16 protein-coding genes are annotated in these 13,044 nt (G+C 29.6%); 10 read left to right on the forward strand and 6 right to left on the reverse strand.

Features of this window, described 5'->3' with window-relative positions; genetic code table 11:
- The first annotated feature begins 24 nt into the window (after positions 1-24).
- From Q5N74_RS08980 to Q5N74_RS09000, 5 genes are all read left to right on the forward strand, one after another.
- Positions 25-1,827 (forward strand): SLC13 family permease, encoded by a 1,803-nt coding sequence (locus tag Q5N74_RS08980; RefSeq protein ID WP_304388448.1) that lies wholly within the window; start codon positions 25-27, stop codon positions 1,825-1,827.
- Between the two features lie 15 nt (positions 1,828-1,842).
- Positions 1,843-2,745, forward strand: coding sequence for a mechanosensitive ion channel family protein (locus Q5N74_RS08985; protein ID WP_304388449.1), 903 nt, complete (start codon positions 1,843-1,845; stop codon positions 2,743-2,745).
- A 147-nt stretch (positions 2,746-2,892) separates the two neighbouring features.
- Positions 2,893-3,228, forward strand: coding sequence for a hypothetical protein (locus Q5N74_RS08990; protein ID WP_304388450.1), 336 nt, complete (start codon positions 2,893-2,895; stop codon positions 3,226-3,228).
- A gap of 406 nt (positions 3,229-3,634) precedes the next feature.
- Complete coding sequence (locus Q5N74_RS08995) at positions 3,635-4,081, forward strand: response regulator (RefSeq protein WP_304388451.1); 447 nt, start codon at positions 3,635-3,637, stop codon at positions 4,079-4,081.
- A 781-nt stretch (positions 4,082-4,862) separates the two neighbouring features.
- Positions 4,863-4,976 carry an ATP-binding protein gene (locus Q5N74_RS09000; RefSeq protein ID WP_304388452.1) on the forward strand — a complete coding sequence of 38 codons (114 nt, stop codon included), beginning with the start codon at positions 4,863-4,865 and terminating at the stop codon, positions 4,974-4,976.
- Between the two features lie 133 nt (positions 4,977-5,109).
- Here Q5N74_RS09000 and Q5N74_RS09005 read toward each other — a convergent pair whose 3' ends face one another.
- From Q5N74_RS09005 to Q5N74_RS09020, 4 genes are all read right to left on the reverse strand, one after another.
- A complete protein-coding gene (locus tag Q5N74_RS09005; RefSeq protein ID WP_304388453.1) occupies positions 5,110-5,559 on the reverse strand; it encodes a response regulator in 450 nt (149 codons plus the stop codon).
- Positions 5,560-5,586: 27 nt separating this feature from the next.
- Complete coding sequence (locus Q5N74_RS09010; protein ID WP_304388454.1) at positions 5,587-6,012, reverse strand: OsmC family protein; 426 nt, start codon at positions 6,010-6,012, stop codon at positions 5,587-5,589.
- 32 nt (positions 6,013-6,044) lie between these two features.
- Positions 6,045-6,215 carry a lmo0937 family membrane protein gene (locus Q5N74_RS09015; RefSeq protein ID WP_304388455.1) on the reverse strand — a complete coding sequence of 57 codons (171 nt, stop codon included), beginning with the start codon at positions 6,213-6,215 and terminating at the stop codon, positions 6,045-6,047.
- A gap of 150 nt (positions 6,216-6,365) precedes the next feature.
- Positions 6,366-7,253: a YihY/virulence factor BrkB family protein gene (locus Q5N74_RS09020; protein ID WP_304388456.1), complete on the reverse strand. Its 888-nt coding sequence runs from the start codon at positions 7,251-7,253 to the stop codon at positions 6,366-6,368.
- A gap of 283 nt (positions 7,254-7,536) precedes the next feature.
- On the opposite strand from Q5N74_RS09020, the gene Q5N74_RS09025 reads away from it, so the two are divergent.
- The 3 genes from Q5N74_RS09025 to Q5N74_RS09035 all read left to right on the forward strand — a co-directional run bounded on the left by Q5N74_RS09025 (position 7,537) and on the right by Q5N74_RS09035 (position 10,070).
- On the forward strand, positions 7,537-7,677 hold the full coding sequence (locus tag Q5N74_RS09025) for a hypothetical protein (protein WP_304388457.1): 141 nt from the start codon (positions 7,537-7,539) through the stop codon (positions 7,675-7,677).
- 68 nt (positions 7,678-7,745) lie between these two features.
- Positions 7,746-8,762, forward strand: coding sequence for an AraC family transcriptional regulator (locus Q5N74_RS09030; protein WP_304388458.1), 1,017 nt, complete (start codon positions 7,746-7,748; stop codon positions 8,760-8,762).
- A gap of 102 nt (positions 8,763-8,864) precedes the next feature.
- Positions 8,865-10,070, forward strand: coding sequence for an FAD-binding oxidoreductase (locus Q5N74_RS09035; RefSeq protein ID WP_304388459.1), 1,206 nt, complete (start codon positions 8,865-8,867; stop codon positions 10,068-10,070).
- A gap of 17 nt (positions 10,071-10,087) precedes the next feature.
- On the opposite strand, the gene Q5N74_RS09040 is transcribed toward Q5N74_RS09035, so the two are convergent.
- On the reverse strand, positions 10,088-10,570 hold the full coding sequence (locus tag Q5N74_RS09040; RefSeq protein WP_304388460.1) for an MgtC/SapB family protein: 483 nt from the start codon (positions 10,568-10,570) through the stop codon (positions 10,088-10,090).
- Between the two features lie 555 nt (positions 10,571-11,125).
- On the opposite strand from Q5N74_RS09040, the gene Q5N74_RS09045 reads away from it, so the two are divergent.
- Positions 11,126-11,575, forward strand: a complete 450-nt coding sequence (locus tag Q5N74_RS09045; RefSeq protein WP_304388461.1) for a PA2169 family four-helix-bundle protein — start codon at positions 11,126-11,128, stop codon at positions 11,573-11,575.
- 236 nt (positions 11,576-11,811) lie between these two features.
- Entirely contained in the window at positions 11,812-11,973 is a 162-nt protein-coding gene (locus Q5N74_RS09050; protein ID WP_304388462.1) for a DUF1328 domain-containing protein, read from the forward strand.
- Between the two features lie 458 nt (positions 11,974-12,431).
- Here the strand turns inward: Q5N74_RS09050 and Q5N74_RS09055 are convergent, their stop codons facing one another.
- Entirely contained in the window at positions 12,432-12,968 is a 537-nt protein-coding gene (locus Q5N74_RS09055) for a hypothetical protein (RefSeq protein WP_304388463.1), read from the reverse strand.
- Positions 12,969-13,044: the final 76 nt, after the last annotated feature.

Here is a 13,044-nt window from a genome sequence, read left to right on the forward strand (position 1 = left end):
TATATGGATTTCGAAATTATTTTAATGTTTTCAGTATTATTAGTCACTATTGTACTATTTGTTTTTGAAGTTTTCCCTATAGATAAAATTGCTTTTTTTATAATTGTAGCTTTAATTTTGTTAGGGTTAGTTACTCCTGAAGAAGGAATAAGTGGTTTTTCCAATACAGCGACCATAGCGGTATTAGCCCTCATGATTTTAGCAATTGCCATGGAGGAAAATGGAGTTATCCATTGGCTAACGTCAGGTATGGGAAAAATAAAATCATTACCTGTTTATATCATGGCGCCCATTTTTATGTTCGTTACCGCAGGTATATCCGCTTTTATTAGCACAACTGCCGTGGTAATTGTCTTTATTAAAATGATTAATCAGTTATCTGAGAAATACAATATTTCACAATCTAAACTATTGTTGCCAATTTCGTTTGCCGGTATTTTAGGAGGGTCTTGTACCTTAATGGGGACTTCCACAAATTTGATTGTAAATTCGGTGTCAAAAAACTTGGGTGCCGAAAAATTAGATTTTTTTGAGTTTTCTATATTGGGTATAATATTTTTAAGCATCGCTGTAGTATACATTACTATAACGTTGCGTTGGTTACCTTGGGATAGCGCTAAAAACCTGAGTAAAGATTATAATATAGATAACTATCTTACCAAAGTTTCTATAAACCCAGATTCAAAATTAATAGGAAAAAAAATTCAAGAAAGTTTTTTATTTGAGAATCCAGATGTATCACTTTTACAATTAACTCGTAATAACCGAATACATAATTCCCCTGGTAAATACATAACTTTAAAGCAGGATGATGAGCTACTTATTTTATGTAACTTAGAAAATTTAGCGCGCATTAAAACCTCGGAAAATCTAAGTGTTTATGATGGTAAAAGTTTAAAAAGTTTAGAAAATGATAATGAAAACGAATTAGACAATGAGACAAGTGACCTAAATGAACATGTATTTGTTGAACTTTTAATGCTTCCTGGAGCATCACTATTAGGAAAAACATTGGGTAGTTTACGAAGTTTTATGTTGCAAGACGCCATTCCTTTAGCAATTAAGAAAAGAAAAACTCTTATAAATCTAAAAGAAAGAATGGTTAGAAGTAGTATGAATCGATTGGTTTTAAAGGCAGGAGACCGGTTGTTGGTAGAAACATCAAAAGAAAAACTACCTGCACTACAAACTATGGAAAACGTAGTTATACTTCAAGAATTTGGAAACGTTAATAATAATTCGAAGTTTAAAAGATACTTCTCCTTGGGAGTGCTTATATTAGTAGTAATGCTGGCGGCAACAGGGTTACTATCCATTATGGTAAGCGCACTAACGGGGGTGTGTTTATTACTTATTACAAAAAATCTAAATTTAAATACCGTCTATAAAAAAGTGAACTGGCAAATATTTTTTTTGTTAGCAGGGATGATTCCGTTAGGTTTTGCGATGCATAATACCGGGACGGATATGTGGGTTTCAGAAAAATTGTTAGGCTTTTTAGGAGGGCAACCCAATTATATTATTATTGGTACCTTATTTTTTGTTACCATGATATTAAGCGGGGTAGTAAGTAATAATGCAACGGCCATTATTATGACACCTATAGCTATTTCGGTAGCCCAAGGAATGAATCTAGACTTTAAACCTTTTATTTTAGCAGTTATGTTTGCTGCTAATTTTAGTTTTTTTACGCCTGTTGGCTATCAAACAAATACACTTATTTACGGAATAGGTAATTATAAGTTTAAACACTTTCTTTTGATTGGAGGATTGCTTAGTTTAATACTCTGGATAGTTGCCACTTTTTTATTAACCAAAATGTTATAAATAAATATAAAAATTATGAGTGAAAAATTTTCTTTTGAAGAATCGGTAAGTAAAATATGGGATAAATTAGACGGTTGGTTTGATGCCATCATTCTCAAATTACCAAATTTTGTCATGGCTATTCTAGTCATGATCTTATTCTATTTTATGGCGCAGAGTATTAAAAGGTTGATGCGTAAATACCTATTAAGCCGTATTGCTCAAAAATCTATACAAGATATTTCTGCAAAAATAATTTTTATAATAGTAATTCTTGTCGGATTTTTTATAGCATTAAGTGTTTTAGGGCTCAACAAAGTTTTAACTAGTATTCTTGCAGGTGCTGGTGTTTTGGGTTTAGCAATAGGCTTAGCCCTACAGGGAACGTTAAGTAACACTTTTGGAGGTTTAGTTTTGTCCTTTATGGATAAAATAAAAATAGGTGATTATATTAAAACAGGGGATGCAGATGGTTTTGTTTCAGAAATTAGTCTTAGAAATATTGTGTTGAGACAACCAGATAATAACTATATCATTATACCTAATTCAACATTTGTTGATAATTCTTTCACTAATTATTCTATAAGTGAGCGTAGTAGGATTGCTGTAAATTGTGGTGTGGGGTATGGAAGCGACTTACAAGAGGTTGAAGATTTGGTAACCAGGATCATAGATGAAAGTTTTGAACAAAAGGAAAGCGAATCTGTTGAGTTTTTCTTTACTGAATTTGGAGATTCTTCTATAAATTTTATGACTCGTTTTTGGATTGATATGGTGAACTCAAAAGAAGAACATGCAGCAAGACACAAAGCGGTTAAACTTATTAAAAGTCATTTCGATAGTGCTGGTATTTCCATACCATTTCCAATACGTACTTTGGAGTTTCCAAAAAACGGCATAAAGCTGGATATAAATAATAGTAATAATGAAAACCGGTAAAATTAACTTTTTATACTAATTCAAATGTAAATAGATGTTAAATGAAAAGGGATTGAGTTAAAATAGAATGTAATAGCGATAGTACGTTTTTCCTTTTTTTTACAATTTTGTAGTAATTGAGTAGTATGAATCTCAAAACTATAAAAGATGGAAAATGAATTTGCTAAACATGAGAAAGATTATATAAAAATTTATACAGAGAAAGGGTATAATTCAAATTTTCACTATCAAAAAGATAAACTTATAAATAGTGAAACAAAAAATGAATACACACCAAAAGACATATATATTGTTGCAGAACATAGATATGAAGGTATGAGTGACCCCTCTGATATGTCTATACTTTATATTATTAAAACAAGTAAAGATGAAAAAGGAACGCTTCTATTAGGTTATGGTCCAAATACAGATTTGGAGTTAGCTGAATTTTTCAAAAAAATTCCAGATGGAAATGTTTCTAATAGCGATAATATAAATGGATAGCATATTTCTATTGTAATTCAAAAAAAACAGATTTTTAAAATCTGTTTTTTTTTTTGGTTGTCATATTTATAATGAAGGTGAAATATGTTAAGAATCAGCGGTGTAAGAAAGTTGAATATATGCCATCTTATTTGTTTTAATTGTTTTGTAAATAAAATTACAAATAGTGCCGTTTGTCGATAAATTGGCTTATATTTCGTATAATAATTTTTTTACAAAAAAAGGATTAGGTTAAAAATGCTTTGTTACGTTAACAACAAGTATTATCTATTAATTTTTTATTTTACATGAATTTTTATTGACATATTTCTCTCTCAATACATAATGTTATTGGGAGTTGTATGGGGTATATTTACACAAAAAAAACAATTTCACAAATTTAACTATACTTGAAATTTTAGCATAAATGAGAGATACTATATTTAATATTATTTTAGTGGATGATGATGAGGATGATAGAATGCTATTTAGTGAAGCTTTGGAAGAGATTTCTTTAAAAACGACATTAGAGCTTTTTAAACATGGTCAAGAATTATTAGATTATCTTTTTCAGCCAAATATTGAGCTTCCTAATTTAGTGTTTCTAGATATTAATATGCCCATAATAAATGGCATGCAATGTTTAACTGAAATTCGTAATAACACTAAATTAAAAGATTTGTTTATTGCTATGTATTCTACGTCGTCTTCAGAAAAAGATATTGAAGATTCTTTTAAGTTGGGGGCCAATATATATATAAATAAGCCTAGTAGTTTTAGTAAATTGTGTGAAATAGTAGAGAAGACTCTTAAAGTTAATTGGCAAGAGCATACCTCCAATTTAAATAAAGATACATTTCTATTGCGTATTTAATATTAATATGGACTTCTGGCATATTTATACTTCCTCAAAAACTATATAGTTTTATTAATTATAGCCATAATTATGCTGTTGGTTACAACAAGTATGACCTATAGGCAAATTATGATTACGCAGAAATTTGCCGAAAAGGTAGTTTATACGTTACAAGCTTACAATGCAATAGGTGATTTAACAGCATATTCTAGTAAAGCTGAATCTGAAGAGTTTAGGTAAGATTTATTACAATATAAATTTTAAAAGAAAGCTTATGAAACCTATAAATTAGAAGGTAAAGCCATCATAGACAGCTTAAGTTTACTCACTCAAGATAAAGAATTGCATGTAGCACGTATAAAACCTTTAAGTGCTTTATAAATTAGCTTGTACGGTCAACTTATAGATTTAGAAGATCTTAATGATCTAGATAGCCAAGAAGTATTACAGGCAAAACAACTATATAAATCAAAGAATAATAAAACCTTATCTGAAATAAGAAGCATTAAAAATAGAATACTGGTAGACGAATAGGGTTTAATGCATGAAAGAAAAGGAACTTATGTTTTTCACAAATCTTTGATGCCTTATATGTTATTGATAGTAGTTTTTTTTGCGCTTGCTGTGTTTGTAATATCTTTTGTTAGAATATATAATAACAAATTAAAAATCCGAAAATCGGAAGCCTTCTTAAAAAGTGTATTAGCTACTACAGATAATATCGTAAATTATTATGAGCCTATTTTTAAAAGCCCTGAAGAAATAATGGATTTTAAAATTATATACGCTAATTTCCGGAATGGGAATTGGCTTAGCAATATGTAAAAAAATCGTAGAGAACCACAACGGCTATATATCTGCAAAAGGTACTGAAGGTGTTGGTGCTCAATTTATTGTTTATCTCCCTGCCTAAAAGCGGTAAAGATTCAACATGGTATCATTTAAATTGTCTTAGACATTGTGCGGTATTTTAAATGATTAGCGCATTAATCTTTATGAAATTTCAATTAGTCAACAATTCAATTAATTAGTCAGTACTCTTTTAATTAGCATGCCATAATTATGAATTCTAAAGGTGGTGATGTATTTAGGTAGTCTAAATGGACGTAATCTAAACTTTTTAGCAGCGAGCTTTTAAGCTTATCAAAAGAGTTCGGTTTCATTAAGTACCAATTAGCCCCTTTGTTTTTTAACCTGAATGCCATGTCTTCATCAATATAGGTAGAGTAAATGATTAAAGTGATATTTGCGAATGCGGGTTCATTTCTTATATCATTTAAACATTCTTCACCATTCATAAGTGGCATGTTTAAATCTAAATATATAGCATCTGGCAAAGGTTTTTCTGGCATTAGAAGGTTCTCCATAAGTGTGACACCATTATCAAAATCTTTAACAGTCACATCCATGTTTAACTCATCCAATGCTTCTTTAAAAAGAGTTCGATCTTCATTATCATCATCAGCTAGGTAAATTAGGAGTGGTTTGCGTAACATAATTTTTGTTCAATTATTTAATTAAAATCAATTTCGGGTATTTTCTAAATTAGCATTAAGACTTATTTCTAATTCGTTATAGGCCTTACTTACAGGGCAATTTTGTTTTGCACCCTTAGCAATGTTTTGAAATTCATCATCCTTTAAATTAGAAACTTTAGCTGTTACGTTTAATTGAGACTTAGTTATAACACCGTCTTCCATTATTATATAACATTTCGTTTCTAATACTTCTGGAGTAAAACCCGCTTTTGTTAAATCGGCACTTAATTGCATTGTAAAACAACCTGCATGTGCCGCAGCCATTAACTCTTCTGGGTTAGTCCCGGTACCATTTTCAAAGCGGCTATTATAAGAATACTGCATATTATCAAGTGCTTTACTTTCTGATATTAAATATCCATTTCCTTCCTTTACGGTTCCACTCCAAACGGCGGTGCTTTGTCTTTTCATGTTGTTTTATAATTTAAAATAATTCTAATACACTAATCTAAAGGCTTTCTGCCAGATATTACATTATATATAATTACGATTACAGCTAATACTAACAGAATATGTATTAAGCCACCTGTAGCTAGTCCTGCTACGAATCCAAAGAATCCTATAATCCAAATGAATATAAATACAACGGCTATAAGCCAGAGAATACTTTTCATAAAATAATATTTAAAGTTAGTATGAAATCTTCTATGCGTATTTCATTTTATTACGAAGAAGATTAGTAACGTAAAATTATTAGTAAATGATAAAATGGATTAACTCAATTAAAATCTATTTTGCCTTAATCGAAAATTAGTTTTAATAGGTTAATTAATGGTTAAGTAGCTATCGGAATATATTTTTGTAAACTGTGCTCCAAAAAATAAAATAAGACTAGAGTAAGATGTCCAGAGCATCACTATAATTATAGAGCCGGCAGCACCATAAGTGGAACCTGGTTCTGTCTCCCCAAAGTAAAAGGATAGTACGTATTTACCTAAAATAAATAAAAGAGCTGTTAAAGCAGCGCCTACTCTTACGGCTTTCCATTGAATTGGTTTACTAGGTAAAAATTTGAACATCGCAGCAAATAGAAAGTATATAAATATGAGGGATAGTGTTATGTCAATAACATAGGCGAATTCGACAATTTCTGTTGAAAATAAAGTGGATATTCTATTAGAAAAAGCAGTAAGTAAGGCTGTTAGTGCAAAACTAATTAATAATAAAAAACCGAATATAAGTATGAATCCAAAGCTTTTTAGCCTTCCAATTAAGGTTGAAATAATTTCATTTGAGTACACAGGTTTTATATCCCAAATAGTATCCAATACGTTTTGTAATTGATAAAAAACACCTGTAGCACCATATAATAACACACCAATACCAAGAATTGTGGCAAATATAGAAGTAGGTTGATCTCCTTTTTCTGCGATCATTTTTAAAATGGCAGTTGCAGTATCAGATCCTAAAGCGGTTGAAAGTTCAGACTGTAATTCTCCCCTAACAATATCTCTTCCCCAAATAGCGCCAACTAAATTTAAGATAAGGATAAGTAATGCTGGTAATGATAATATGGCATAGTAAGCAACAACCGCCCCTAATTTAAAGGGCTCTTTCTCCATCCAAGCCTTATAGGTCTTAATTAAAAGCTTAGGTAAATGCGTTAGCTTAAATGTGTGAAGAGGTTGCTCCGTTTTAACTTTATTTATCATAAGAGTTATTTGTACAAAGTAAAGTAGTTTCTATAAATATATTTAATCTAATCAATTTTAGAATTAACATAATTGATTTTTTGGTACCAGTGAATTAATACATGTTTTATTAGAATACCTCCTTTTTAGGTTTAACCCCCTTAACTCTTAATGTTTTCCTAATAAAAAGGGTGATTATTAAAATTATATAAAATATCAAAAAAATTGTGTAACAAGACGACTGCACTATTGTTGCAACTTTGTAACAGCAATGTACTAATACAATAATTAAATACCAATACGGATGAAAAATGTAAGCTTTAAAACAGAACAAAATGCTATTGTAAGAAGAACTTTAAGTCTTGAAGAGTTTATTGTGAGTTATATAACTCCTTCCAATTTTCAAATAAACGATTTAAAAACTATTACGATTAGTGATAAATAGTTAGTGTTTCACTACTTATTTAAAACAGAACCTAAAGCTATTTGTAAATACTTAAAAATAACATACACATGAAAACGATATCAATAACTTCAAGTAACCTTCCAACTATTTTTGAACAAATACAAACACAATTGGGTGGTAAACTCGAGGTGAAATCCAAAGAGTATAGTTTGGAGATAGATAACGATATAGCTAAAGGTATGGTTTCTGGAATTTCTGTGGAGCACGCCATTTCTTATATCGAGTATGATATCGTATTTAATGAAGATGTAGTGCTTACATACAAACATGATAATGCAAGTTCTATTCATTTTGGATATTGTTCAAAAGGTAGTTTAGTTCAAAGTTATGGTCAAAGTGAAAAACAAAATAAGTTAACACAATATCAAACAGGTATTTTCTCAAATTCAGTTAAAAAAAGAACTTATTTATCTTTTACTAAAAATGAAGAGGTTCGGGTTTCTATGATTACTGTGGATGTTTTGTCTGTTTCAGATAATGAGTTAAAAGATCATTTACAAAATACTTTTTTAATAAATAATGAAAACACGGAATTCGCTTATATGGGGTCTTTCAATTTAAAAATTATTGAAAAAATAGATCACCTGAATACGATAAGTCAAAAAGGTTTGATTAGAAATTTATTAATAAATAGTACTGTTTACTTAATTCTAGCTTTAGAAATAGAACAACACAAATACGATTTACTAAACGAGGAAAACAACTCTAACTCACTTTCATTATCGGATATGGAAGCAGTAAGAGACATATCAGATTTTATAAGAAATTATCCAGAAATTCAATACAGCCTAAAATATTTAAGCAAAAAAGCAGGTTTATCTCCTATCAAAATGCAAGAAGGTTTTAAAATAATGCATAATAGAACAGTAACCGATTTTATTAGAAATGTAAGAGTAGAGGCAGCCGAAAATTTAATTAGAACTTCAGAACTTAATATATCTGAGATTGTGTATACAATAGGCTTAACAAGCAGAAGTTATTTTTCGAAAATATTTAAAGCTAAGTATAACTGCAGTCCTAAGCATTATCAAAATCAGCAAGGTAAATTAGGTGTAACAGCTTAAACTGAATATTAATATAAATAAAAAACACACCAGGTATTCTTTAATATTTAGTGTGTTTTTTTTTGTCCATAGAATTTTGATTAATTTAAAAAATTTAATCCCATGGAACTTACATCAAATGAACCTTTTTGGCTAATTAAAAACGGATTATTAGCTTCATATCCTTCATTAAGGGAAAACGTAGAAACGGATATATTAATTATTGGAGGAGGAATTACAGGTAGTTTAATGGCTTACAAGTGTTTGTCAGAAAATTATAAAACTATTTTAATAGATAGAAGGGAAGTTGCTAATGGAAGCACGTCTGCAACAACCAGTATGTTACAGTATGAAATTGATATTCCGTTATATAAATTATCTGAAATGATTGGGGAATCTGCGGCAGAAGCAAATTATTGGGCCTGTTATAATTCTATTAATGAAATAGAAAATATAATAAAAACAATACAGTCCGACTGTGGTTTTAAAAAAAAAGAATCTCTATATTTTGCTGCTTATAAAAAGGATGTGGCTAGTTTAAAAAAAGAATTTAAGGCGAGACAACATTGTGGCTTACCTGTAAGTTGGCTTTCTTCTAGTGAAATTGAAGATAAGTTTCAAATTAAAAAATCTCACTGTGGTATTTTATCAAAGCAAGGAGGAAGTGTTGATGCTTTTAAACTAACTCACGATTTATTAGCCTATTGCCATAAAAAAGGACTGAGAGTTTTTGATAAAACAGAAATAACCTCTATAGACTATACAAAAAACACAGTAAAAGTTAATACAGAGTTCGATTTTTCAATAAAGGCAAAAAAAATAATTTACTGTAATGGGTATGAAAGTACGGAGTTAATAAAAGAAAATTTTGTTAAATTACTGTCTACTTATGCCATTGTAGGCGAGCAAAATGAAGATGATCAATCTCACTTAAACGATACCCTTTTTTGGAATACAGAAGATCCCTATATTTACTTTAGAACTACAGATGATAATAGAATTATAATAGGAGGTGAAGATGAAGATTTTGTTGATGATGAAAAACGTGATAGCCTATTAAAAGATAAAAATAAAAAACTGACTAAAAAGTTAAGTGCGTTATTACCTAATTATCAATTTCGTACAGATTTTGCCTGGGCAGGTACCTTTGGAGAAACAAAAGATGGTTTACCATATATTGGAGAACATCCAGATTTTCCTCATAGTTATTTTGTTTTAGGTTTTGGAGGGAATGGTATTACGTTTTCCGTAATAGGCATGGACGTTATAAACGAGATGCTTAATAATAAAGAACATCCTTTACAAAAGTATTATAGATTTGGACGATAAACTCTGTTTCCAGTTTATTAATTATTGGTTTCATTAGGAGTGTTTTTATTTATTTTGCTGTTTAGATAACCAAAAATGGTATTAATAGTTACAATAATTGCTGTAGCGCTCACAAGTTCTGTATACATTTTCAAAGCAGCCAAACAACCCAAACCTGCACTACACCATATGGTTGCTGCTGTAGCTAAACCACTAATTTTTTGTTTTCCTTGAACGATTACACCTGCGCCTAAAAACCCAACTCCTACAATAATTTGGCTAATTATTCGGGCTACATCTACATAGTCAATTCCAATATATTGAAAAGATATATTGGTAAATACCGCGGCACCAACGGCAACTAATGCGTATGTTTTTAAGCCTGCATTTTTATTTTTCATTTGTCGTTCTAAGCCAATACAAAACCCAGCAATCATAGCAACAACAATAGAGATCATGAAATCTAGATTTGATGTGTTTTCTAAATCTAAAATTTGTATAAAATGGTGTGTTGTTCTCATTTGATAAGTGTTTAAATCATGAAATAGTAATTTAATATTTAGGAAGGTTTAATAGGTGTCGTTTTGAAATTAATCCTAACACATTTAAAAATATTTAAGTTTAATATTTATGTGATTACAGTGTCAGTTTTTAAGAATAGCGTTTTTTTTTAAGTAACACCCCAATCTTAGGGTTGTGTTCTCGGTATTTAATCGATTAAGTTAGTTTTTACATGATATGGATTAACACAAATTAGTGAATCATTATAAATTTGATTACAGAACTAATAAGATAAATATGATAAGTAATATAATTATAGGAATTCTACTAGGGACTCTAATATTTAATATAATAAAGCTGCTAGTAGGTAAACCTTATAGAGAAGCTAGTAGTGAAAAATATAGCTATAAGAAGGACTCAGATTATAATAACATGCTGAAAAATAAATTAAAAAAAAAAGAATTGGCAAGAAATTAGCCTAAATATATTAAAGGATAAATGGCCATTTTGAAGGAGTAAGATGTAAACAATGGGCATCCCTAAATAACACATTGGAACTTTAAATATTAAAAAATATGAGCACATACACAGAAACCATAAGCACAAGATTAAATGCACTTTTAGAAAAAACAAATGATGCAGAGAAGGGCTTTAAGAAAGCTTCAGAAAATACAGATCATACTTACTTGAAAAAGTATTTTGAAAGAAAGTCAAAAGAACGTTATCAATTTGGATATGATTTAAATAATGAAATAAGAACATTTGGTGAACGTCCAGATAAAAGTGGAAGTGTTACAGGAGCGGCACACCGGGCATGGATGGATGTTAAAGCATTGTTTTCCTTAGATAACGATGAATCTATGCTAGAGGAAGCTATTAGAGGAGAAAAAGCAGCCTTACAAGAATATAAGGATGTTCTAAATGATACTTCATTACCTATAAGTACACACACATTACTACTTAAGCAAAAAGATGTAATTGAAAGTGATCTTAGAACTATTAAGAACTTAGAAGATTTAAATTAATTTAAATTTTCTAAGTTGATGAAAGAGAGAGGTTCTTTACCTCTCTCTTTTTTTGTGATTAATTCAAACTGAATTAATCAAGGTTTCAAGGCACAGTTATTTCTATCCATTTACGATAATATCTAAATTTATAGAGTTAACAAGATTCCTGTAAATAGTATAACTTGTGCATAGAGAAAGTGAATTTTACCTTTGATATCGGTTCACTTTTATTTTATTAACTTAAATTTTTAACTATGTTACGTTGGACAGTTACATTCATTATTTTAGCTATTGTTGCCGGAATATTAGGTTTTGGGGGTATAGCCGCTGGGGCCGCAGGGATAGCAAAAGTTTTATTTTTTATATTCATTGTACTCTTTATTCTTTCTTTAATTACAGGAAGAAAAAAGATTTAAAACACATATAACAGTTTAACATTTTTTATAATTTCATTTTAATGAAGTATGAAAAAATGCTAAACCGTATATAGAAAATAGAACCATTTATTAATATTTAAAATACAGCTACTAAAAGATAAATAATCACAATTTTTATCTTTTAGTGGTTTAATCATGTGTTAACTAATTGATTTTTAAACGTGTGTTATAGGTGCGCTATACAGGTATTGTATACATGTGGTGGGAACCATAAGATGACAGATTTAGTACCAATAATGACCTAGATAAATTATAAGGAAACAGACATATAAGAAAGGCTATTAATTAATTTAATAGTAAAAGCTGCCTATAGATTAAATTGAGTTCCCTCAACTTCGTTAATACTGATAGGCAGTATTTTTTAGTTTTAAAGTTAGTAAAATAATATTATAACAATTTCTAGAAATTTATATTTTAGACCTGATTCTAGTAGATATTTATTCAACATCTTCGTTCTCATCCACATCAGCTAAAGGGTGGTCTTGCATGCCTAAACCCACAATTTTTATAATATTAACAATGGTACTGTATAGCATTAATACCACTACAATAAGACCTGCAGTAAGAATACTTGAAATAGCTAAAGAGATGTAATAAATATAATTAAACCAATTATTAGGTACGGTTTCCGATTCTGTAATTGGAAGATTTAGTAATATAAATGATATGACAGATGCTATAAAAACAACCGTATCTAATTTAGCTATTTGTAACACCTGCATATAATGGCCTTTTTTAAGTTTAGATTTCGCATTGGAGCTGATACTTAAAACGGTTAATAACAAGGCTAAAATAGTTGCTGAAGCTAAGGCAATGGTATTGCATAACGTGTTTATACCAGAAAGCGATTTCTTAATAAGTACTTTGGCTTCATAACCACTCAATTCACCTAAAAGGAGCGTTCCTAAAAGAATTATTAATAAAGAGATTATCCCACCTGTAATGGCTCTTTTAGTATATCTAGTAATTTTCATGTTTATATGTATTATGGATTCTTATTTATTAGTATTTCTGAATGAAGAAAAAAATGCACATTTAACATTATTACTA

The sequence above is a fragment of the Mariniflexile sp. AS56 genome (assembly GCF_030552475.1).
Lineage (GTDB): Bacteria > Bacteroidota > Bacteroidia > Flavobacteriales > Flavobacteriaceae > Mariniflexile.

Bases quoted from the DNA above. Each gene is read 5' to 3' on its own strand.
- Q5N74_RS08980 (WP_304388448.1), top strand. From the start codon at position 25: ATGTTTTCAGTATTATTAGTCACTATTGTACTATTTGTTTTTGAAGTT.
- Q5N74_RS08985 (WP_304388449.1), top strand. From the start codon at position 1,843: ATGAGTGAAAAATTTTCTTTTGAAGAATCGGTAAGTAAAATATGGGAT.
- Q5N74_RS08990 (WP_304388450.1), top strand. From the start codon at position 2,893: ATGGAAAATGAATTTGCTAAACATGAGAAAGATTATATAAAAATTTAT.
- Q5N74_RS08995 (WP_304388451.1), top strand. From the start codon at position 3,635: ATGAGAGATACTATATTTAATATTATTTTAGTGGATGATGATGAGGAT.
- Q5N74_RS09000 (WP_304388452.1), top strand. From the start codon at position 4,863: ATGGGAATTGGCTTAGCAATATGTAAAAAAATCGTAGAGAACCACAAC.
- Q5N74_RS09005 (WP_304388453.1), bottom strand. From the start codon at position 5,559: ATGTTACGCAAACCACTCCTAATTTACCTAGCTGATGATGATAATGAA.
- Q5N74_RS09010 (WP_304388454.1), bottom strand. From the start codon at position 6,012: ATGAAAAGACAAAGCACCGCCGTTTGGAGTGGAACCGTAAAGGAAGGA.
- Q5N74_RS09015 (WP_304388455.1), bottom strand. From the start codon at position 6,215: ATGAAAAGTATTCTCTGGCTTATAGCCGTTGTATTTATATTCATTTGG.
- Q5N74_RS09020 (WP_304388456.1), bottom strand. From the start codon at position 7,253: ATGATAAATAAAGTTAAAACGGAGCAACCTCTTCACACATTTAAGCTA.
- Q5N74_RS09025 (WP_304388457.1), top strand. From the start codon at position 7,537: ATGAAAAATGTAAGCTTTAAAACAGAACAAAATGCTATTGTAAGAAGA.
- Q5N74_RS09030 (WP_304388458.1), top strand. From the start codon at position 7,746: ATGAAAACGATATCAATAACTTCAAGTAACCTTCCAACTATTTTTGAA.
- Q5N74_RS09035 (WP_304388459.1), top strand. From the start codon at position 8,865: ATGGAACTTACATCAAATGAACCTTTTTGGCTAATTAAAAACGGATTA.
- Q5N74_RS09040 (WP_304388460.1), bottom strand. From the start codon at position 10,570: ATGAGAACAACACACCATTTTATACAAATTTTAGATTTAGAAAACACA.
- Q5N74_RS09045 (WP_304388461.1), top strand. From the start codon at position 11,126: ATGAGCACATACACAGAAACCATAAGCACAAGATTAAATGCACTTTTA.
- Q5N74_RS09050 (WP_304388462.1), top strand. From the start codon at position 11,812: ATGTTACGTTGGACAGTTACATTCATTATTTTAGCTATTGTTGCCGGA.
- Q5N74_RS09055 (WP_304388463.1), bottom strand. From the start codon at position 12,968: ATGAAAATTACTAGATATACTAAAAGAGCCATTACAGGTGGGATAATC.